We start from the raw sequence: 21,379 nt of genomic DNA, 5'->3' as shown, positions 1-21,379 counted from the left end.
TTTTATTAAGATAGCCGCTTCTGTATTTTAATTATTTCAGTTTATAAGCCAAGTACTTTTATACCTTGTTTATAAACGATATCCTTAGGAATCCCTGCATTGTTAACGCGATCAAGATCAGCTTGTAGATCTTCACCAATATTTCCTTTTTCAGCGATTAATTTTTTAGCAGCTTCGTAGTTAGCATCACCTTGAAGTACCAATAGCTCTTCTCCTAAAGCGTTCACTGCAGCTTTCATTTTTTCGAAATCCACTTTGTATGTTCCTGTTGCTTCGTCACGTGTGAAAGCACCAGCTTCCTGGAAACGATAGAAACGAATCATATTGGCTTTACCGTGTGCACTTGATGCACCAAAACGAACTGAACGGAATGTACTTGCCATAAAGGTTACGTAGTTATCCATTAGATCTTTGTCTTTGATTTCGCCCCATTCAGCTAGTTTAGTCACCATATAGAGACCTAAAATATCAGCTTTACCTTCTTCAATAGACGTATAAGCATCTTTAAGCGCTTTACGAACAGTTAGTGTTTGGTCTGCAAGTGTGTATTTGATACCCAAACCGTGAGCCACTTCGTGGAACATGGTGTTTTCGAAGAAAGCATCGAATTTAACATGCTTACGCTGACTTTCGTCCATCAATAAATTTGAGATTGGAACCAAAATCTTATCGAATTTAGCCTGCATTGCATTTTTCAACTGCAACTTACGGCTACCTTTTGCAAGATGTACTCTTGGGTCGTTTGGTAGGTTAATAGCGATATTTTTGCTACCCGCATTACAATCACCACCGTAATAAATTACGTCGTAGGCATTCATATCTGCATTAGCATTTGCTTTTTCAGCTTTATACTTTGCAGGAACCGGAAGACTTTCTTGTAAACGAGGAAGAAGTGCCCCAAAACGAGAAAGGGTTTTAGACCAAGCTTTATCCTTAACCAGGATTTGAGCAGAGTGAGACGCTTTGTAGCCATAAAGTGCATCTTCGTAGGTTTCGATAGGACCAACAACAAAATCAATGGTGTTGTCTTGCATATCCATCCAAGCCATATCCGAAGCTAAATAGTCATCAGTTAATAATGCTTCAGCACGAAGTTCCAAATATTTTTTAAGACCTGCATCTTCAGCTAATTCAGCAGCTTTAAGCAACAATGCTGATGCTTTTTCAGTTTCAGCTTTGTAAGCAAGGTGGTAAGGAAGAACAACTAATTTCCCATTTTCATCACGACGAATAACAGAGTAGGTGCTGCTCTTTAATTCATCCTGAATAGCATCGAATTCTTCTTTGGTCATATCTGCAGGATAAAAGTTAGCTCCAGCAGGTTTTTTACCATAAGTATCAATAAAAGGAGCTTGATTATCAAGTCTGTCCCAAGGTCCGTAATTGATTTTTGCATAAGCAACAGCTGCAGGATCTTTCAATTTCGAAAGGAATTCGGTTTTGTCCCCAACAGCATCTTTCCAGAAGATTTCTTCCATAATTTCTGATACTTCGATCAGGATAGGAAGCATTTGCTTTTCTTTTTCAGTAAGAACCGATATATCGGTTTTTAGTTCAACCTCAGCATATTGATTTACTTTTTCCTGAAGAGGTGATACCTTTTCTTTGTTACAACATTGCTTTTCTTTGCAAGATGTAAATCCTAAACTAAAAATGGCGATTAAAGCCAGACTTGCTAGTTTGTTCATTTGAATGAATTATTAATTAGTGTTTATTACTTGTGCGTTTTTCTATAATATAACTGTCCGTATTCTTTTGAAGAACCTATAGTTTTGTATTTTAGATGTTCAAAAATACAAGCAAAGAATTGTAATATCAATACTTAAGCATATTTAAACAACCAAAACTTTTATTTAAAATGAATACTAGAATAATAATTGCAATCCTTTTGACTTTAGGATCAATTTCATCGTCATTTGCAAAGAAAAAAGAGGAAAAGAAAACGTATCAGTTTACTATCGAAAAGCAGTTGAAAGCCACAGAGGTAAAAGATCAACACCGTTCAGGAACCTGTTGGGCTTATGCAATGAGTTCTTTTTTAGAGTCAGAATTAATTCGAATGGGAAAAGGAGAGTTCGACCTTTCTGAGATGTTTGTTGTGAATAGAAATTACCATTTAAGAGCAAAAGATTATGTGCGTTTTCATGGGATGAAGAGTTTTTCAGCCGGAGCGGAAGGTTGGGATGTTTTGAACGTAATTAAGCAGTTTGGAATTATGCCTCAGGAGGCATATACCGGAAATACTTTTGATGAAACCCTTCCTGTTCATGGCGAAATGGATGAGATTCTGAAGGCATATGTTGATGCTGTTGTAAAGAATAAGAACAAGAAAATTACCTCAATTTGGAGAAAAGGTTTTGATGGTGTTCTTGAGGCGTATTTGGGCGAAATTCCTGAATCATTCATGTACAAAGGGAAAGAGTATACTCCGAAATCGTTCGCTTCGTCTTTGGGATTAAATATGGATGATTACGTTACAATTACGTCTTACACGCATCATCCTTTTTATGAAAGTTTTATTTTTGAAGGTGCCGATAACTGGTCTTTGGGCGAAGTACTTAATGTGCCCATGGACGAAATGATGCAGATTGTTGATCATGCTATCGAGACTGGTTATAGTATCGCCTGGGGAAGTGATGTGAGTGAAAAAGGTTTTGCTTTTAGAAAAGGCGTTGCCGTTGTTCCTGAAACGGAGTCAAAGAATATGGCTGATTCTGAAATTTCAAAATGGCAAAATATGAGTAAAGATCAAAAATCAGCTTATGGCACTGAATATCCGGTTAAGGAAAAGGTAATTATTCAGGAAATGCGTCAAGTGGCTTTCGATAATTATGAATCGACAGAAGATCATATGATGCATATTGTAGGAACGGCAAAAGATCAGAATGGCAGTAAGTATTACCTGGTGAAAAATTCCTGGGGGACTGATTTGAATTCGTACAAGGGCTATTTCTATGCATCGAAGCCATTCTTGCAATATAAAACTGTGTCTGTCTTGATTCATAAAGATGCTATTCCACTTGAAATTGCTAATAAGTTAGGCTTGAAGTAAGTTGATTTTAAGAATCTTAACAATGCTTATTTGAAATACAGATTGCATTTTTTAAAAATAAAAACACCTCTCCAACAGGCGTTGGAGAGGTGAAAAAAAACTCTGCGATTTTCACCCCAGAGAAAAAAAAAGCCTTTATTCGATCTTCACGTTGTCGGTTACAACATAGTAACGCGGATCGTCAATATCGCGAATAATTACATTATCAAAACGAGCATCAGCACGTTGTAATAATTTGATACAGTCGGCACTTAAATGTTTTAATTTAATGCTTTTTCCTGCATTTTCATATTTATCAACCAAATTACTGATGGCTTCAATTCCCGAATGGTCAGCTACTCTGGATTCGATAAAATCAATTTCAACATTTTGTGGATCGCTATGAACATCGAATTTTGAATTAAAAGTGGTGATTGATCCAAAGAAAAGAGGGCCCCAGATTTCATATACCTTTGTTCCATCCTCTCTGAAAGATTTACGCGCACGAATACGTTTCGCATCCTGCCATGCAAATACCAATGCGGATACAATAACGCCTGCCAATACAGCAATTGCAAGATCGAAAATTACGGTAAGACCTGTAACCAGAACAATAACGAAGGCATCGGCACGAGGAATTTTATTGATGATTCCGAAGGTGGCCCATGCAAAAGTTCCGATAACCACCATAAACATCACACCAACCAATGCCGCAATAGGAACTTGCTCGATAAGCGGAGAAGCGAATAATATAAATGCTAGAAGTGTTAAGGCAGCAATGATTCCTGATAATCGACCACGTCCACCGGATTTGACGTTGATAAGTGATTGGCCAATCATGGCACAGCCACCCATACCGCCAAAGAAACCTGTTACGATATTGGCAGCGCCCTGAGCCATACATTCGCGATTGCCATTTCCTCTGCTTTCTGTAATTTCATCCAGAAGATTAAGTGTCATTAGTGACTCAATCAATCCGATAGCTGCAATAATCGCGGCATAGGGTAAGATGAATTTAATCGTCTCTAAATTAAGAGGAACCAATTGGAATAGTTGAGATTGGAATGTTGGTAGACCACCTTTAAGTCCGGCACCTCCACCATCGCGAATGAATGATCCAACCGTGCTTACATCTAATCCACCGAATATAACAATCGCTGATACCGTTAGAATAGCCATAAGAGCTGCAGGAATTTTAGTTGTGATTTTTGGGAGAAAATACATGATGGACATGGTTAAAGCAACTAAACCAATCATAGTATATAAAGCCTGATCTGCTAACCAAAACGATTCGCGATTGATATGTATTGCGTTGTCTGCAAATGAAATGGCATCCCAATTTATAAGCTGAGGGAACATCCCCAGTTGCGACATGAAAATAACAATGGCCAAACCATTTACAAATCCCATCATTACGGGGTGTGGAATGAGTCTGACAAATTTTCCAAATTTAAAGACACCCGCTAGAAACTGAAAAACACCCGCTAGAATTACAGTGGCAAATAAATAATTTAAGCCCATGTTTTGTATGGGTTCCACCATATCAAGCCCCATTTGATTACCTTCACTTACTAGGCTAACCATTACAACGGCTAAGGCGCCTGTTGCACCTGAAATCATTCCTGGTCGTCCACCAAAAACAGATGTGATTAATCCTATCATGAATGCCGCGTAAAGACCAACCAAGGGATCAACCCCTGCAACAAAGGCAAAAGCTACAGCTTCGGGAACCAGTGCTAAGGCCACTGTTAAACCTGAAAGAATATCATCTTTTGAATTAGCAGCTTTCTGCTTGAAAAATTCTACCATATTTTTTTGTCAAAATTTTGTTTTAAAGGGCGCAAAAGTAGTGATTTTTATTCTATCGTTGTGATCTACTCTCACTTAAATAAAGAATATTTGAGCGGAAACGATGTCGGGAGAAGATATTTGAAAAGTGAATAAAAGAAGTTGATAAATTTTTCAGAATAAAATATCAAGAGCCCTGTCTGTAGTCTTTGGAATGATGAATAGTATTAATCTATGGAAATATAAAAACAATCAATTTGATCTATGTGTGATTTATTTGTATCTTCGTAATGTTAATATAAGCAATTAGAAATAATCAAGTTAAGCCCGATTGTTGAAATTAAATCGGGCAATAGCCTATCATTAAAATAGAAATCAAGATGAAAAATTTAATCGGAATAGATCAGGAAAAAGCGAAAGTCTTAAGTGCAAAATTAAACGACTTATTGGCAAATTATCAGATGTTTTATCAGAATTTAAGAGGACTTCACTGGAATATAAAAGGGCGGGAATTTTTTGAATTGCACTTGAAATTTGAAGAATTATACAACGATGCTGTTATTAAGGTTGATGAAATTGCAGAAAGAATTTTAACTCTTGAGTCAGAACCCTTGCATACCTTTTCAGATTATTTGAAAGTATCTGAGCTAAAAGAAGCCAAAGGCATTACAAATGGAATTGAAGGTATAGAAGTTGTCGTTAAAAATTTCTCCGTTTTAATTTTGAAAGAGAGAGAGATTTTAAGTTTGGCAGGTGATGCTGAAGATGAAGGAACTGTTAGCTTAATGAGTGACTATATCTCAGAAACGGAGAAAACCCTGTGGATGTTGAACTCTTATCTTCGATAGTCAGTTAGATCGAAGTTTTAATTAATGTTTGAAGTGATACAAAAAAAGCACTGTACTTTATGGATGAAGTACGGTGCTTTTAAATATTATGAATTGTGATTTATTCAAGGAATTTTAAACAGGCTTTTTTGATACCCTCCTTGTCGAATCCACATTCTTTATAGAGTTCTTCCTGAGTCCCATGTTCGACCCATCTGTCTGGTACGCCCAGACGTTTAATTCGTGCAGCATATTGATTATCGCTCATGAATTCCAAAACGGCAGAACCGAGCCCACCGGTAATACAAGCATCTTCAAGAGTGATAATATTTTGATGATTTTTAAAGACTTCGTGAAGTATTTCTTCATCGATAGGCTTCAGAAAACGCATATCGTAATGTGCAATAGAATGTCCTTCTTTTTCTAACTCTTCCAGTGCATCACTGGCTAGCATACCAATTGGGCCGATAGAAAGGATAGCGAGATCTTTTCCATCTTTCAGTTTTTGTCCTTTACCCACTTCAATTTCCTTGAAAGGTTTCCTCCAGTTTAATTCACGGCCGGTTCCGCGAGGGTAACGAATTGAAAAGGCACCTTTGCCTCCCAATTGAGCGGTGTACATTAAATTTCGGAGCTCTTCTTCGTTTAGAGGTGACGAAATTGTCATATTTGGTATGCATCGGAAAAAGGCAAGATCGTAAACACCATGATGGGTTGCCCCATCGGCACCAACCAAACCTCCTCGATCCAGACAGAAAACGACATCTACATTTTGTAAGGCAACATCGTGTATAACCTGATCGTAGGCCCGTTGCATAAAAGACGAATAGATGGCGCAGAAAGGGATTTTTCCATTTGCTGCCAATCCACCAGAAAATGTAACGGCATGTTGCTCAGCAATTCCCACATCAAAAGCTCGATCCGGCATTTTCTCCATCATGATATTTAATGAAGAACCAGTTGGCATAGCTGGTGTTATTCCGACAATTTTCTCGTTTTGTTCAGCCAATTCTACAAGTGTATGACCAAAGACTTCCTGAAATTTTGGAATTTGAGGATTATTGGATTTCTTTTGAAGAATTTCACCTGTGTTAGCATCAAACTTTGCCGGAGCATGCCAGTAGGTTTGATTTTTCTCAGCAGGTTCGAATCCTTTCCCTTTTTTAGTAATACAATGTAGAATCTTAGGACCAGGGATTTTCTGAAGATCACTCAATACCTTAACCAGATGATTTACATTGTGGCCATCAACTGGGCCAAAATATCTGAAGTTTAAAGCTTCAAATAAATTACTTTGTTTCAGAAGAATGGTTTTAATACCATGCTCTACTTTTTGAAACAGCTTTTGTGTGTTGGGATTCACCCGGTTAAATTTTCCGAGAAATCGCCAAACATCATTTTTTACTTTATTATAGGTTTGTGATGTTGTAATATCCAACAAATATTCGCTCAAACCACCCACATTGGGGTCGATTGCCATGTTGTTGTCATTCAAAATCACCAATAAATCGGCATTATTAGTGGCAGCATTATTTAAGCCCTCAAAAGCCAAACCTGCTGTCATAGAACCATCTCCAATGACGGCGACCGTTTTTCGTTCTTTATCATCGCTGAGCTGGGCAGCAACTGCCATACCGAGAGCTGCGGAAATTGAAGTTGATGAATGTCCAACGGTAAATGCATCGTATTCACTTTCACCACGATTGGGAAAGCCGCTGATGCCTTTGTATTTTCTATTGGTATGAAAAAGATCTTTACGACCAGTTAAAATTTTATGACCATAGGCTTGATGCCCTACATCCCAAATTAGATTGTCGTATGGTGTATTTAAAACGTAATGCAAAGCCACACTTAATTCAACAACACCCAGACTGGCACCAAAATGACCTGGGTTACAGGAGACTTGTTCTATAATTTCCTGACGTAGTTCTGCACAAACTTGTATTAGATCATCTTCCGATACCTTCTTCAGGTCGGGCGGAAAGTTGATTTGATCCAATAGTGGTTTTTCAGATTTTGTCATTATTACTCAATTTTTAGTCAGTTGCTGTAAGATCTTTGTTCAGATTTAAGTAAATGGTCTAGGGGACGAAGATAGGAAAAATTGAGCAATCAGACTGCAAAAGGCATTACTGGATACCTTATAAATTGTAAGGATTATTGTTTGATACATTAGTGTTGTTACAGGATAGAGTCATTAATTCTTATAAGGGATATTAATTGTGTGCTAATTTGAGACTCTTTATATTTGTTTTTGAGATTGTCTCATGTATGACTTAAAAGAAATCGTTGGGTAATTAATTGATAATTAAGAGATGAAGAGAAATAGGCAGTTTTTGATTGTTATTGCAGTAAGTGGTGTACTTCTTTCGTGTGTACCTGCACGTCAGTATCAGAATTTAGAAGCGCGTGCAAATGAGAACCATGAAAAGTATGAAAAGCTTAAGGATGCCAACAGGTTGTTGACAGAAAGCAATACTGAATTAGAAGGGAGACTTGAGGTTTTAGAAGATAAATACAAACAAGCTGATGAAGAATATCAGGAAAGTTCTGAACGTTTGCTTAAGAGCAAGGAACAATTAAAGCGTTGTGAAGAGAATCAGGAAAATTTACTCGGTCAGTTAGCAAAACAACAAAAAGGAAGTGCTCGGGAGACCAAAGCTTTATTGGATCAGATTCATAAAACTCAGGATGATTTAAATCTTCGTGAAGATGAGCTTGTGCGTTTGGAACAGGATATGAAGCGCAGAATGAAGAAATTGGAAGCTTTGCAGGATGAAATAGGTCAACGCGATAAGCGTTTGCGGGAATTAGAAAGGGCACTGTCCAGAAAGGATGAGGCCGTAATGGCTCTTAAGTCGAAAGTCATGAAAGCTTTGACGGGTTTTGATAATAAGGGATTAAGTATTTCGAATCGAAATGGGAAAGTCTACGTTTCGATGGATGAAAAACTTCTTTTTAAATCGGGAAGCTATACAGTAGATGTGCGTGGCGCTCAGGCTTTAAATCAACTGGCTGAGGTTCTGTCTCAGAATAAGGATATCAATATTGTGATCGAAGGCCATACCGATAATGTACCTTATAAAGGGAGTGGAGCTTTAAAGGATAATTGGGATTTGAGTGTGAAACGAGCTACCTCTATCGTTCGAATTCTAAGCCTGAATAAGGGAATCGATCCTCAAAGAATGACGGTTGCAGGTCGTAGTAAATATTTACCAATAGGAACCAATGCCACGGCTGAAGGTCGAAGTAAAAACCGTCGTACTGAAATTATCTTAACGCCTAAACTTGATGAGCTTTTCAAGATATTGGGTCAGTCATAAATTAAAGATAGAGAAATGCAATTTTCGGATAAGAAGTTGATAATAGGAATGATTCATGTTCAGGCATTGCCTGGTACACCCAATCATAAATTAAGTGTAGAAGAAATTTCTGCTGTGGCAGTTAATGAGGCTAAGCAATACGAAAAAGCAAAGCTGGATGCAATCATGATTGAAAACATGCACGATGTTCCTTATCTGAAAGGTCAGGTTGGTTCGGAAATTACAGCTGCGATGACTTTTGTTGCGCAAGCGATTCGAAATGCAGTGAGTTTGCCTTTGGGCATTCAGATTTTGGCTGGCGCCAATAAAGAGGCCCTGGCAGTTGCTAAAGCTGCAAATTTGGATTTTATACGAGCAGAAGGTTTCGTTTTTGGGCATGTAGCTGATGAAGGCTATATAGATTCATGCGCCGGAGAATTGATGCGCTATCGAAAAATGATTGGTGCAGATGAAGTGAACGTATTTACGGATATCAAAAAGAAACACAGTTCTCATGCCATAACCTCCGATGTTGATATAGTGGAAACAGCTCATGCTGCTGAATTTTTCCTAAGTGATGGTTTAATTGTAACGGGGTCGTCAACCGGAAAAGCTGTTGATATTCGAGAGCTTGATGCACTGAAAGACACAGTTGATAAACCGATTTTGGTTGGCTCTGGTATAACCGCAGATAATATTGCTGAGTATTGGCATTATGCCAATGCCTTTATCATTGGTTCGCATTTTAAAGAAAAGGGTTATTGGATGAATCCAATTTCGGATGAGCGTTTGACTGAATTTATGAATAGGGTTGAAATTTTGAGATCCCGCTAGTAGGTTTCTTAAAATTAAATGGATAAAAAAAAAGCTGCTCGATTTGAGCAGCTTTTATATTTTGCAATCAGTGAAAAAATTATTTCACCAATGAATTTACGAAATGGTAGTGAGAACCGAATCTTTCGAAAGCAGCTCTATCTAACTCTTCTCTAAAGTCTGGGTGAGCAACCGAGATAATTGCTTTAGCTCTTTGCTGAAGTGTTTTACCAAATAGGTTAACACAACCGTGCTCAGTAGCAAACCAACGCATGTTGTTACGTGTTGTTACAACACCTGATCCTTGTAAAAGAGTTGGTGTAATTTTAGAAACACCTTTACCTGTTACTGAAGGCATTGCGATGATTGGTACACCACCTTCTGAAGCAGCAGCTCCACGAGTAAAGTCAATCTGTCCACCTACACCTGAGTAGTGAGTTGTTCCGATTGAGTCAGCACAAACCTGACCAGTTAGGTCGATAGAAAGAGCTGAGTTGATTGCACAAACCTTAGGGTTTTGTTTGATAATGTGAACACCATTGGTGTAAGCAACATCCATCATCAATACGCCTGGGTTATCGTCAACGAAATCGTAAAGCTCTTTTGTTCCCATTAGGAAACCTGCTACAATCTTACCCTTGTCCAGTTTTTTGTTCATACCGTTTACAACACCGCTTTCAACCAAAGGAAGAAGGCCGTCAGCAAACATTTCAGTGTGAACACCAAGATTTTTGTGGTTACCAAGCTGAGCTAATACTGCATTCGGAATACCACCAATCCCCATCTGAAGACATGCTCCGTCAGGAATAAGGTTTGCTACATTTTTACCAATAGCGATATCAATATCAGAAAGAGGTGCATTGTGATGCTCGATAAGTGGAGAATCATCTTCACAGAAGATATCGAAAGAGTTTAATGGCATCATGGCATCACCAAAAGCACGAGGTACGTTTGGATTGATAATTGCCACAACTGTGTCAGCCATTTCAACAGCTGCACGAGAACAATCTACAGAAGTTCCTAATGATACATAGCCATGCTTGTCCGGAGGACTAACCTGAACAACAGTTACGTTTACATTTAAATAGCCCTCGCGGATTAATTGCTGAGTTTCACTTAAGAAAACAGGGATATAATCTGCGTATCCAGCTTGAGTTTGTTTACGAACATTTGATCCAACGAATAAAGATTCAAGGTTGAAAATACCCTCGAACTCAGTCGCAGCATATGGAGCCGGACCTTCGGTGTGGATATGTTGAATGGTTACATCGTAGATTTCACCATTACGGCCACGCTCACACATTGCGTTGATAAATTTGTGTGGCGCTAGTGCAACTGAGTGTAGGTGTACTCTGTCACCTGATTTAATCACCTTTGCAGCTTCTTCGAATGATACTGTTTTAATACCTTGTTGCATTGTTATTCAGTTTATATTGAGCTTATGAATTTCAAAATCGTTCGCTAAAATAGTATATTTTTTAAGCCTGAAATCTGCTGTTTAGCATTGTTGCTAAACAACATGTTGGTGCTGTGTTGATTAAAGTTCAGTTATTTTTTTCCGCACACAAAAACAGCCGGAAGGATATCCTTCCGGCTGTTTAACCCAAACATCTAATAAAACTTAAATAACAAAAAACTATCAAACAGTCGTATTGTTCTTGAAAAAAGTAAAACCTGTAATCTGAGACTTTTTTCGGCTCTTTAAATATGATAACTAATGCTAAATTTTAGTTATTACAGAGCTGATAGACTAATAATTAATATCAGAGTGTATCTGATACATAGGTTTATCTTATATAGTTTATACAAATATAGAATAGTTCTAAACATCAATCAAATCAATATTGTATATAAAGCAATAGATTATTTTTATATTTGTGTTTAAAATCAATATAAAACAAAATAATCCCATATGGTCACATTAACACAACTGGAATATATTGTAGCAGTTGATACACATCGGCATTTTGCTACAGCTGCAGATAGCTGTTTTATTACACAGCCAACTTTGAGTATGCAAATTAAGAAATTGGAGGAATTTTTAGATATCACCATTTTCGATAGAAGTAAGCAACCCATTATTCCAACTGATGTAGGCATACAGATAATAGAGCAGGCTCGTATTATATTAGGAGAGTCGAAAAAGATCGATGAGATTGTCAAAAACCACAGAGATACAGTTGAGGGAAGTCTGAAAATTGGAATTATCCCGACTTTGGCTCCTTTCTTATTACCAATGTTTATTGGGGATTATATCAGAAACTACCCCGATGTAAAAGTCGAGGTTGAAGAAATGGTTTCTGATGATATTGTTTCAGCACTGAAAAAAGATTTATTGGACGTGGGCGTTTTTGTTACTCCATTACGGGATGATAAAATTAAAGAAGTGCCCTTGTTTTATGAAGAGATGATGATTTATGCCCATAAAGATCATGAAATACTAAAGCAGGAGATTATTGAGGTGAAGGATATTGCCACTTCTGAAATTTGGATGTTGGGAGATGGACATTGTTTCCGCAACCAGGTAATCAATCTTTGTGATATGCATAGTATGCAACATCAGGAGTTGCCTTTCGAATTTGAGAGTAATTCTTTGGAGACACTTATGAAAATTATTGACAGGGAAGGTGGATTTACATTAATTCCAGAACTGGCAACTCAGTATATGTCGGCTGAAAAGTTGAAACAAGTGAAGTCTTTTACTAATTTGCACCCTTTACGAGAGGTTAGTTTAGTTTATTCCCGACATTATTCGAAGAATAAATTATTGAATTTATTAGGCGAACATATAAAGAAAATAATACCTACAGCCTATTTGGATAAAAATAGAGGAACAATTGTTGAGTGGAATTAAAAATAATTGTCCTCAGGAATAAGGGGTTAGCTTTTTTGTTGCATAAAACTTGATTTTTTTTGCAATTGGCACTTGTGGGATTGAAGAATTATAATTTACTTTGCATCGCAAAAGAAAGGAAATAGGCCTTGTGTTTAAGCTTCTTTCTCAAGCAAAAAAAAACTGTAAAGAGTTTGTCTTATTAAAAACTTCAATTATCTTTGCAGCTCCAAATTCGTTTGGTCCGTTCGTCTAGGGGTTAGGACGCCAGATTTTCATTCTGGTAACACGGGTTCGATTCCCGTACGGACTACATAGTTTTGCAATTCTTTAATTGCTTTTTGGAGATTTTTTTTGGTCCGTTCGTCTAGGGGTTAGGACGCCAGATTTTCATTCTGGTAACACGGGTTCGATTCCCGTACGGACTACAGTTTTAAATAATTTGATACAATAAAGAGATGGCAAATCATCAATCCGCAATTAAAAGAATTCGTCAGTCTGAGGCTAGAAGAGTGCATAACAAGTACTATGCTAAGACTGCCAGAAATGCCGTAAGAAATTTACGTGCGACCACTGATAAGGAAGCTGCTTCTGAGTTGCTACCTAAAGTTACAGCTATGTTGGATAAGTTGGCGAAAATCAACGTTATTCATAAGAACAAAGCAGCTAACTTGAAATCGAAATTAGCTTCACACGTTAACGCGTTGTAAGACTCAATAAACTCTTATGTGAAAGCCTACTAATTTTTTTAGTAGGCTTTTGTGTGCTTTATTATTTTAAAGATTGGAGCTTGGTATGGATCAAGTTGAATTCGGATCAATCCAAATTTCAGGTAGATTGCTTTTATTTGAGCTTATATTTTAGCAGGTATGAACAAGAAAAAATAATAGCGCACGATCTTTAAGAGATTTGATTTCGTGATATCTGCTTGTGCGATTAGACAGAAACAAATTACTGCTCTGCATGTTTTAGGTTGCAGAGCTGTAAGTTTTGAAATTGCCCCGTCTCAATATTTGTATTTGAGTGCAATGTACTTTTGAGTTAGTATAATTACAATTGATAGCCTTGAACGGATCGTTGCAGTTTTTTCAAGTATGGCGCTCGCCTTAGCTTTTATCTAAGTAGTTCCAGACGGTTTGCATCCAATCTTAAGAAGATAAAGAGTAGAATGGTAAATGACCATAGAGAAGAGCCTCCGTAGCTAAAAAAGGGCAGAGGAATTCCAATAACGGGTGCTAAACCAATCGTCATCCCTACATTTACTGCAACGTGAAAAAACAGAATGGCGGCCACGCCATAGCCATATATTCGACTAAAACTGGAGCGTTGCCTTTCTGACAAATAGATCAATCGCAGGATGAGGCTCAAATGTAAAAGCAGGACAAGAGCTGAACCTAAAAATCCCCATTCTTCACCAACTGTACAGAAGATAAAGTCGGTACTTTGTTCAGGCACAAAATTAAATTTGGTTTGGGTACCATTAAGAAAGCCTTTTCCATTAAAGCCTCCGGAACCGATGGCAATTTTTGATTGGTTGACATTATACCCTGTTCCATATGGGTCGGATTTTATACCCAAGAGTTCGTTGATTCGCTGTTGTTGATGTGACTCTAAAACTGTATCAAAAATATAACTAACCGAAAACGTGTAAAAAAGACTTCCAATTACCAATAAAAGAACAAGAGCAGCCTTCTTTATTTTCTGTCGATAGGTATATATCAAAAAGGGAATCGTATTAAGCAAAATGGAAATAACAACCAAAGAGAAGTTTCCAAGTTGAAAATTTGTTCCCTTATTAATTAGCCATAAAGTTCCAAAACTTCCGGCAAGCATAGCTGTCGCAATTGCTATTTGTTTTGTCTGAATACCGATCGTTTTTAAACTTATAGCTGCGATTATCAGGATAAGAATTGAAACAGTAAAACTGGAGTAGATAAGTGTGAAAACAAAGAAAATAGCTGCCAATAAAGCTAGAAATAATACGAAGCCAGATAAGCCTTCTCTGTACAGAACTAATATGAAAACCGAATAGACTAAGGCAGAACCGGTGTCATTTTGCATTAAAATTAATACCGCAGGCGTAAAGAGAATCAATCCCGTAACGGCCAGTGATTTTAGTCTGTGTATTTTGAAATTGTGTTGACTTAAGTATCTGGCAATTGCCAGGTTGGTTGCAAATTTTGCAAACTCGGCAGGCTGGAAACGTATTGCCCCCAACTCAAACCAGGAACGCGCACCATTGACTTTTACACCAAAGGTAAGGACGGCCAATAGGAGTAAAATCATCAGAATTAGTGTGGGGTAGGCAAAAGCTGAATAGAATTTACTTTCGATGGTAAGTATGATAATGGCGATGAAAATGGCCGCACCAATCCACATTAATTGTTTTCCGTAACGCTGAGTTGCGTCAAATATACTTTGGTGATCCTCGTTATATACAGCAGCATATATATTTATCCACCCTAAAAAAACGAGTATGGCATAAAGCATAATCGTCATCCAGTCCAGGTTTTTGATAAGGCTTACTTTTCTATTCATGACTGCTTTCCTTTTTCAATTGAACTTTCTTTATTTCCTGTTCCTTAATCAAATCTGCTTCAAGCATCTTCTTTTCGAGATACTTCTTGTTTTCAGAAATTTCACCCTTGAGATATTTTTCTATCATTAGGCCTGATATAGGTGCAGCATATCGGGCACCCCAAACGCCATTTTCAACATACACCACAATGGCAATTTTAGGATCATCCTTGGGAGCGAAGGCGACGTAAACTGAATGGTCATCGCCATGAGGATTTTGTACGGTACCCGTTTTTCCGCATACGCGGATGTCTTTTATTGCGGATGATCGCCCGGTACTTCCTTCACCACCATGAACAACAAGGTCCATACCTTCAATTACAGGTTCAAAATAGCTTGGGTCTATTGTGGTTTTATTTTTTTTCAGAAATTTTGGATCTATACTGTTATTAGAACCTATTGATTTGACGATATGAGGTGTGTAATAATAACCTCTGTTGGCAACGCAGGCAACCATATTTGCCATTTGAAGCGGTGTAATGGAAAGTTCTCCTTGGCCAATTGCGAGAGATACCACATTTAAAGACTTCCAGTTACGTGTTCTTATTACTTTGTTGTAATAGTTTGCTGTCGGAATAAATCCCGTTAACTCGTTGGGTAAATCGGTTCCTAGTTTCTCCCCAAAGCCGAAAGAGGTCACATGTCTTCTCCAGTTGGTATAACTTTCGTTGATTGAATTAAAACGGGGTGCATCAAGAATGTCGCGGAATGTTTGGGCATAATATGCATTACAAGAGATTTGAACGGATTCTTTTAAGTCGACAGGTGATTTGTGAGGGTGACATCCCATTGTAAAACTCCCGGCATGATAACCATTCTGGCATTTGATTCGTGTATATGGAGTGATTATTCCTTCTTGCAGGGCAATAAGTGCATTCACAAGCTTGAAGATTGAGCCAGGAGGATAAGTGGCCATCATCGAACGGTCAAATAAAGGTTTTAATGTGTCGTTATTTGCAAGTTCACGATAGTTTTTTGACATGGCACGGCCAACAAACATTTCAGGATCGTACCCTGGACTGGAGAGTTTAACCAAAATTTCTCCTGTTTTTGGTTCAATAGCTACGATACCTCCCTTTTTGTTTTGCATGAGTTTTTCACCATACTCCTGCAAATTAATATCCAATGTTGTTTTAATATCTTGTCCTTCAATCGCATCTCTATCTAGTTTACCATCGTGAAACGATCCCTTGATGCGATTGTAAACATCGACCCAATATACTTTTAGACCTTTTACGCCTCGTAGAATTTCTTCGTAGGTGTTTTCTATTCCATTTTTACCGATGTAGTCACCCTGTGTGTAGTAATCATCTTTCTTGATATTTCTGTCATTAACCTCACCCAAATAGCCTAAAGTATGGGCTGCATTATGGTGTGGGTATTTTCTAAGTGTACGGGTTTGTACAAAAAAACCAGGAAACTTATAAAGCTTTTCCTGCAGAACTGCATAGCGTTCAGATGAAAGTTGTTTTATGAAAATTGATGACCGATACCAGGAGTGTTTTTTTGCTTTTTGAATTCGATGAATCAGATCTTCTTTATCAATACCAAGTAGATAGCAAAAGTCAAGTGTGTCAAATGTTTTAACCTGACGAGGGATGATCATTAAGTCATAAGCAGCTTGGTTGTATACCAAAAGCTCGCCATTTCGATCGTAAATTAAACCTCTTGCAGCATATTGAGTAACTCGACGTTGAGAGTTACTTTCCGCCGATAGTTTGTACTGATCATCAATAATCTGTAAGTTGAAAAGCCTGATTATGAATATTAGAATAACAAAGGCAAAGATGCCTCCAACAATAAATTTTCGGTTTGAATAGTTATTCATATCGGTTCAGACAATTTTATTTTTTTGAGATGATAAACTGACTTGCAATTACGAGTATTAATGAGAAAATACTGCTTAGTATGATTCGTAATAATGTGTCTCCGAAATTATTAAAGGAAAAAACTTCAACAATGAAAAGAAAACTGTGATGGGCAAGAATTAAAATAAGGGCATATTTAAAAAACCAGGAAAATCCGTAGACATAAAGGCCTTGTTCAATATTCGACTCATAATTATCACGAACGGAAATATAATTCAAGACATAGGGTCTTAAAAATGCCATAAAAACACAAGCTGAAGCATGCATGCCAATTGTGTTTGAGAAAATATCGATACTCAGTCCCATAAAGAAAGACAGGATTAATAAAAGCCATGGAGGCGTTTCAAAAGGGAGGAGTAAAATAAATAGAACATACAGGTAAGGGTTGATAAAACCGCTAAGTTGTATGTTATTAAAAATAGTAACCTGAAGTAAGATTAATATTATAAACCGGATAATATTTTTAACTATAAAATTCATTGTTCAACCTCTTTCTCTAGTTCTAATCTTTCATTCTTTAATAAATCGCCAATGACATCAACATATGATAGTTGATTGAAATCGTTACTAAGTAAGACAATAACTTCACGGAAATTACCTCCACTTGAAGGGAGGATTTTATCAGCTGTCCCAATTAATATCCCTTCAGGAAATACTGAAGAAAAGCTACTTGTAGTAATTGTGTCACCTACATTGATGTTCACATGGGATGGGATTTCAATTAGTTTTGCCCTTCGGTAATCCTTTCCGTCCCAATATAGCGAGCCATGATGATTGTTCTTTTTTATTTTTGCTGAAATTTTCAATCTGCTATTCAATAGCGATAAAACAGTGGAATAGTTGTCGGATACAGATTTTACAATACCAACTACACCATTGTTTGCAACCACTCCCATTTCAGGTTTAATTCCGTGCTTCCGACCTTTGTTTAAGGTGATGTAATTTCGTTGTTTGTTGATTGAGTTGTTGATCACTTTTGCCGATCGATACACATACTGTTGTTTGAATAGTGAATCTTCGAAAAAGAAAAATGAATCGGCAGTGAGTTTGTAATTCTCAGAAAGTAAGTTGTGAAGCTGTGTGTTTTCCTTGTTCAGTTGATCATTGATTTCCGTTAGTCGGATGTAATCTGAGAAAGAAGTAACCTTATTGTAAATGCCTCCGCTTAGGGCATTGTTCGAGTTTAAGAATATTGTTTTGTGATAGTTATTGTTGTTTACAAGGAGTAAAAAACAGACCAACTCTATTATTAAGAATAGAATTGTGAAATGAAATCTGACAATGAGTTGGAGTAGATTCTTCATTCAATGATAAAAGGGTAAGCGGTTTTAATTTAATGCTTGTTGACTAGTTGTAAGTTCAACTAATCAACAAGCTATATTTTGTAAATGATACCAGATCATTTACGGTGTCTTTATCTCATTAAGAATGAGTAATTGTTTACATTTTTTAGTGCAACACCTGTTCCCCTTGCAACGGCTCTCAATGGATCTTCTGCAATATGGAATGGAATATTCAGTTTATTCATCAAACGTTTATCAAGGCCACGAAGCAGCGCACCACCACCGGCAAGATAAATTCCGCGGTTCACAATGTCGGCATACAATTCAGGAGGTGTTTGCTCCAATGCACTTAAAATCGCAATCTCAATTTTTGAGATCGATTTTTCAAGACAGTGTGCAATCTCCTGATATGAAACCGGAATTTCAATCGGAAGAGCTGTCATCTGATTCGGTCCTTGAACACGGAAATCAGTTGGTGGTTCTTCTAATTCAGAAAGTGCCGATCCAACATGAATCTTGATATCTTCAGCAGTACGTTCACCAATTTTGATATTGTGTTGATGACGCATGTATTCCTGAATATCTGCCGTTAAATCATCACCGGCAATTCGAATGGATTTGTTGGTAACAATACCTCCCAGTGAGATAACGGCAATTTCAGTTGTTCCACCTCCTATGTCTACCACCATGTTGCCTTCAGGGGCTTCAACGTCGATTCCAATACCAATTGCAGCAGCCATCGGTTCATAAATCATATAAACATCTCTACCTCCGGCATGTTCTGATGAGTCACGAACAGCACGCATTTCAACCTCAGTACTACCCGATGGGATACAAATAACCATTCTTAATGAAGGAGGAAATAAACGAGGTTTCTTATTGATCATTTTGATCATCCCACGTATCATCTGTTCGGCAGCATTAAAGTCTGCAATCACACCGTCGCGTAGCGGACGGATTGTACGAAGGTTGTCGTGAGTTTTACCTTGCATCTGGCGAGCCTTCTCGCCAATAGCCACCATTTTTTCGGTGCGTCGGTCAAGTGCCACAATCGAAGGCTCGTCTACCACAATTTTATCATCGCAGATGATGATTGTGTTCGCCGTACCTAAGTCGATGGCAATTTCCTGTGTCATGAATGAAAAAAATCCCATATAGTCGTGTGTATCTCGGTTTTATCTGTGTTTTATCAGAACTTTGTCGTCTGAGCTAAGAAGCTTCCTAAGGTAGTAAGTTTCTTAAGATTTTCACTTAGCTCGAAACAAAGAATCTGATTATAATTTTAATGTTTAAAGTGACGCATTCCTGTAAACACCATTGCAATACCATATTTGTTAGCTAAATCGATAGATTCCTGGTCACGAATTGAGCCTCCAGGTTGGATAATTGCAGTGATTCCAGCCTCATTGGCAGCTTCAACACAATCGCCGAAAGGGAAAAAGGCATCCGATGCCATCACACTTCCTTTGATGTTTTCGCCTCCTTGACGGATGGCATTCTCCAGTGCCCAAATACGACTCACTTGTCCAGGACCAACGCCTGAGGTTGTTAAGTTTTTGGCAATGGCAATTCCATTCGATTTGGCGTGTTTCACTGCTTTCCATGCAAATAGCAGATCTTCCATTTCTTTTTCTGATGGCTGACGCTCTGTAACAACTTTCAACTCATCATTAATTAATTTCTGATCTTGTTCCTGGATTAACAAGCCTCCTAGAACTGTACGTGCTTTGAAGGTTGAATATCCGGTTTTTAAGATTTCAGGAAGTTCCAATAATCTTAAATTCTTTTTCTTAGTTAAAATTTCAAGCGCTTCTGAACTGTAGGAAGGTGCAACCACAACCTCAAGGAAGATAGTGCTCATGATCTCAGCAGTAGCAGCATCAATTTCGCGGTTTGAAGCAACAATACCTCCAAAGATTGAAACCGGATCAGCTTCGTAAGCTTTTTTGAAGGCTTCAGCAATTGTATCAGCACTTCCAATTCCACAAGGATTTGCATGCTTAGCAGCAACAATTGTTGGTTCCTGGTATTCTTTTAAAGTTTCCAATGCTCCATCGGTGTCACCAATGTTATTGTATGAAAGCTCCTTACCGTGAATTTTGTTTGCTGCAGTAAGTGTTCCTTCGGTCTCTTTAATTTGAGTATAGAAACTTGCTTGCTGATGTGGATTTTCACCATATCTTAAATCTTGTTTCTTCTCGTACGTAAGAGTAATTGTATCCGGAGTTTTGATATCCAGTTTTGTATTGAAATAGTTTGAAATTAAAGCGTCATAGTGAGCCGTGTGTTGAAACACTTTAGCTGCTAAATATTCTTTCGTTTCGAAACTTGTTGAACCATTTTCTTTAAGCTCTGCAATAACAGTATCGTAATCCTTAGGATCAGTAATGACTGAAACAAATTTGTAGTTTTTTGCAGCAGCTCTAAGCATAGTTGGACCACCTATATCGATGTTTTCGATAATTTCTTCGTGACCAGCTTCAGGATTTAGAACCGTTTGTTTGAAAGGGTATAGGTTGCATACAACAATGTCAATTGCTTCAATACCTAATTCTTTCATTTGTTTTTGGTGCATTTCATTGTCGCGAATAGCCAAAATTCCACCTTCAACATTTGGGTGAAGCGTTTTTACTCGGCCATCAAAACACTCAGGGAATTGAGTTAAATCTGAAATGTCCATAACAGGAATTCCTTCAGCCTTAAATTTAGCAGAAGTTCCACCAGTTGAAATGATTTCCCATCCCAGTTGGTCGAGTTCTCTTGCAAATTCAACAACGTTTGTCTTATCAAAAACACTGATTAGAGCTCTTTTCATGATTCGTTTTTTGGGGTAATTTATATGTGTAGAAAATTAACTTTACAGCAAAATATTTCTCATACTAGGATAGGCATTGTAAAGTGCTAGTATTTAACATTTTATATGACTAAGTCTAGTTTCACGCAAAGTTAAGAAAAAGCCTAAAAAATAAGACTCAGAATCAGAGCTTTTTTCAAGCAATTTCTGAGAAAAACAGTTCTCCTTGTTTTTGAGTGGGTTAGAGGTGTGTTGGGAAATGA

At 37.6% G+C, this 21,379-nt stretch carries 16 protein-coding genes and 2 tRNA genes; 8 read left to right on the top strand and 10 right to left on the bottom strand.

The window, feature by feature from the left end; translation table 11 throughout:
* Positions 1–41: 41 nt before the first annotated feature.
* On the bottom strand, positions 42–1,688 hold the full coding sequence (locus tag EO244_RS14855; RefSeq protein ID WP_129255478.1) for a dipeptidyl-peptidase 3 family protein: 1,647 nt from the start codon (positions 1,686–1,688) through the stop codon (positions 42–44).
* A 170-nt stretch (positions 1,689–1,858) separates the two neighbouring features.
* On the opposite strand from EO244_RS14855, the gene EO244_RS14850 reads away from it, so the two are divergent.
* On the top strand, positions 1,859–3,052 hold the full coding sequence (locus tag EO244_RS14850; protein WP_129255477.1) for a C1 family peptidase: 1,194 nt from the start codon (positions 1,859–1,861) through the stop codon (positions 3,050–3,052).
* Between the two features lie 135 nt (positions 3,053–3,187).
* On the opposite strand, the gene EO244_RS14845 is transcribed toward EO244_RS14850, so the two are convergent.
* Positions 3,188–4,840 (bottom strand): SulP family inorganic anion transporter, encoded by a 1,653-nt coding sequence (locus tag EO244_RS14845; RefSeq protein ID WP_129255476.1) that lies wholly within the window; start codon positions 4,838–4,840, stop codon positions 3,188–3,190.
* 359 nt (positions 4,841–5,199) lie between these two features.
* Between EO244_RS14845 and EO244_RS14840 the strand changes: the two genes are divergently transcribed.
* Positions 5,200–5,667: a Dps family protein gene (locus tag EO244_RS14840; protein WP_129255475.1), complete on the top strand. Its 468-nt coding sequence runs from the start codon at positions 5,200–5,202 to the stop codon at positions 5,665–5,667.
* A 100-nt stretch (positions 5,668–5,767) separates the two neighbouring features.
* Here EO244_RS14840 and dxs read toward each other — a convergent pair whose 3' ends face one another.
* Positions 5,768–7,669 carry a 1-deoxy-D-xylulose-5-phosphate synthase gene (gene dxs / locus EO244_RS14835; RefSeq protein ID WP_129255474.1) on the bottom strand — a complete coding sequence of 634 codons (1,902 nt, stop codon included), beginning with the start codon at positions 7,667–7,669 and terminating at the stop codon, positions 5,768–5,770.
* Positions 7,670–7,961: 292 nt separating this feature from the next.
* On the opposite strand from dxs, the gene EO244_RS14830 reads away from it, so the two are divergent.
* Complete coding sequence (locus EO244_RS14830) at positions 7,962–8,969, top strand: OmpA/MotB family protein (protein WP_129255473.1); 1,008 nt, start codon at positions 7,962–7,964, stop codon at positions 8,967–8,969.
* 15 nt (positions 8,970–8,984) lie between these two features.
* On the top strand, positions 8,985–9,782 hold the full coding sequence (locus EO244_RS14825; RefSeq protein ID WP_129255472.1) for a BtpA/SgcQ family protein: 798 nt from the start codon (positions 8,985–8,987) through the stop codon (positions 9,780–9,782).
* A gap of 79 nt (positions 9,783–9,861) precedes the next feature.
* Here EO244_RS14825 and EO244_RS14820 read toward each other — a convergent pair whose 3' ends face one another.
* Positions 9,862–11,178, bottom strand: a complete 1,317-nt coding sequence (locus tag EO244_RS14820; RefSeq protein ID WP_129255471.1) for an acetyl-CoA hydrolase/transferase family protein — start codon at positions 11,176–11,178, stop codon at positions 9,862–9,864.
* A 495-nt stretch (positions 11,179–11,673) separates the two neighbouring features.
* Between EO244_RS14820 and EO244_RS14815 the strand changes: the two genes are divergently transcribed.
* The 4 genes from EO244_RS14815 to rpsT all read left to right on the top strand — a co-directional run bounded on the left by EO244_RS14815 (position 11,674) and on the right by rpsT (position 13,304).
* Positions 11,674–12,615, top strand: a complete 942-nt coding sequence (locus tag EO244_RS14815; protein WP_129255470.1) for a hydrogen peroxide-inducible genes activator — start codon at positions 11,674–11,676, stop codon at positions 12,613–12,615.
* Positions 12,616–12,835: 220 nt separating this feature from the next.
* A tRNA-Glu gene (locus EO244_RS14810) sits at positions 12,836–12,907 on the top strand.
* Between the two features lie 43 nt (positions 12,908–12,950).
* Positions 12,951–13,022: transfer RNA gene (locus EO244_RS14805), tRNA-Glu, on the top strand.
* A gap of 30 nt (positions 13,023–13,052) precedes the next feature.
* A complete protein-coding gene (gene rpsT / locus EO244_RS14800; protein WP_129255469.1) occupies positions 13,053–13,304 on the top strand; it encodes a 30S ribosomal protein S20 in 252 nt (83 codons plus the stop codon).
* 403 nt (positions 13,305–13,707) lie between these two features.
* On the opposite strand, the gene rodA is transcribed toward rpsT, so the two are convergent.
* The 6 genes from rodA to purH all read right to left on the bottom strand — a co-directional run bounded on the left by rodA (position 13,708) and on the right by purH (position 21,137).
* Positions 13,708–15,132 (bottom strand): rod shape-determining protein RodA, encoded by a 1,425-nt coding sequence (gene rodA / locus EO244_RS14795; protein ID WP_129255468.1) that lies wholly within the window; start codon positions 15,130–15,132, stop codon positions 13,708–13,710.
* Positions 15,125–16,999 carry a penicillin-binding protein 2 gene (mrdA, locus tag EO244_RS14790; RefSeq protein ID WP_129255467.1) on the bottom strand — a complete coding sequence of 625 codons (1,875 nt, stop codon included), beginning with the start codon at positions 16,997–16,999 and terminating at the stop codon, positions 15,125–15,127. Before mrdA ends, rodA begins: the two co-directional genes overlap by 8 nt.
* Positions 17,000–17,015: 16 nt before the next feature.
* Positions 17,016–17,519 carry a rod shape-determining protein MreD gene (gene mreD, locus EO244_RS14785; RefSeq protein WP_129255466.1) on the bottom strand — a complete coding sequence of 168 codons (504 nt, stop codon included), beginning with the start codon at positions 17,517–17,519 and terminating at the stop codon, positions 17,016–17,018.
* A complete protein-coding gene (mreC, locus tag EO244_RS14780) occupies positions 17,516–18,343 on the bottom strand; it encodes a rod shape-determining protein MreC (RefSeq protein WP_129255465.1) in 828 nt (275 codons plus the stop codon). The genes mreD and mreC overlap by 4 nt, the downstream gene beginning before the upstream one ends.
* Positions 18,344–18,453: 110 nt before the next feature.
* Positions 18,454–19,476, bottom strand: coding sequence for a rod shape-determining protein (locus tag EO244_RS14775; protein WP_129255464.1), 1,023 nt, complete (start codon positions 19,474–19,476; stop codon positions 18,454–18,456).
* A gap of 128 nt (positions 19,477–19,604) precedes the next feature.
* Positions 19,605–21,137, bottom strand: a complete 1,533-nt coding sequence (gene purH / locus EO244_RS14770) for a bifunctional phosphoribosylaminoimidazolecarboxamide formyltransferase/IMP cyclohydrolase (RefSeq protein ID WP_206734577.1) — start codon at positions 21,135–21,137, stop codon at positions 19,605–19,607.
* Positions 21,138–21,379 lie beyond the last annotated feature (242 nt).

This window comes from Ancylomarina salipaludis (assembly GCF_004122035.1).
GTDB lineage: Bacteria > Bacteroidota > Bacteroidia > Bacteroidales > Marinifilaceae > Ancylomarina > Ancylomarina salipaludis.
The sequence above is the reverse complement of the archived record's forward strand: the minus strand, read 5'-3'. Positions and strand labels throughout refer to the sequence as shown.

Excerpts from the sequence above, each read along its gene's own strand:
- EO244_RS14855 (WP_129255478.1), bottom strand. The coding sequence starts at position 1,688 with ATGAACAAACTAGCAAGTCTGGCTTTAATCGCCATTTTTAGTTTAGGA.
- EO244_RS14850 (WP_129255477.1), top strand. The coding sequence starts at position 1,859 with ATGAATACTAGAATAATAATTGCAATCCTTTTGACTTTAGGATCAATT.
- EO244_RS14845 (WP_129255476.1), bottom strand. The coding sequence starts at position 4,840 with ATGGTAGAATTTTTCAAGCAGAAAGCTGCTAATTCAAAAGATGATATT.
- EO244_RS14840 (WP_129255475.1), top strand. The coding sequence starts at position 5,200 with ATGAAAAATTTAATCGGAATAGATCAGGAAAAAGCGAAAGTCTTAAGT.
- dxs (WP_129255474.1), bottom strand. The coding sequence starts at position 7,669 with ATGACAAAATCTGAAAAACCACTATTGGATCAAATCAACTTTCCGCCC.
- EO244_RS14830 (WP_129255473.1), top strand. The coding sequence starts at position 7,962 with ATGAAGAGAAATAGGCAGTTTTTGATTGTTATTGCAGTAAGTGGTGTA.
- EO244_RS14825 (WP_129255472.1), top strand. The coding sequence starts at position 8,985 with ATGCAATTTTCGGATAAGAAGTTGATAATAGGAATGATTCATGTTCAG.
- EO244_RS14820 (WP_129255471.1), bottom strand. The coding sequence starts at position 11,178 with ATGCAACAAGGTATTAAAACAGTATCATTCGAAGAAGCTGCAAAGGTG.
- EO244_RS14815 (WP_129255470.1), top strand. The coding sequence starts at position 11,674 with ATGGTCACATTAACACAACTGGAATATATTGTAGCAGTTGATACACAT.
- rpsT (WP_129255469.1), top strand. The coding sequence starts at position 13,053 with ATGGCAAATCATCAATCCGCAATTAAAAGAATTCGTCAGTCTGAGGCT.
- rodA (WP_129255468.1), bottom strand. The coding sequence starts at position 15,132 with ATGAATAGAAAAGTAAGCCTTATCAAAAACCTGGACTGGATGACGATT.
- mrdA (WP_129255467.1), bottom strand. The coding sequence starts at position 16,999 with ATGAATAACTATTCAAACCGAAAATTTATTGTTGGAGGCATCTTTGCC.
- mreD (WP_129255466.1), bottom strand. The coding sequence starts at position 17,519 with ATGAATTTTATAGTTAAAAATATTATCCGGTTTATAATATTAATCTTA.
- mreC (WP_129255465.1), bottom strand. The coding sequence starts at position 18,343 with ATGAAGAATCTACTCCAACTCATTGTCAGATTTCATTTCACAATTCTA.
- EO244_RS14775 (WP_129255464.1), bottom strand. The coding sequence starts at position 19,476 with ATGGGATTTTTTTCATTCATGACACAGGAAATTGCCATCGACTTAGGT.
- purH (WP_206734577.1), bottom strand. The coding sequence starts at position 21,137 with ATGAAAAGAGCTCTAATCAGTGTTTTTGATAAGACAAACGTTGTTGAA.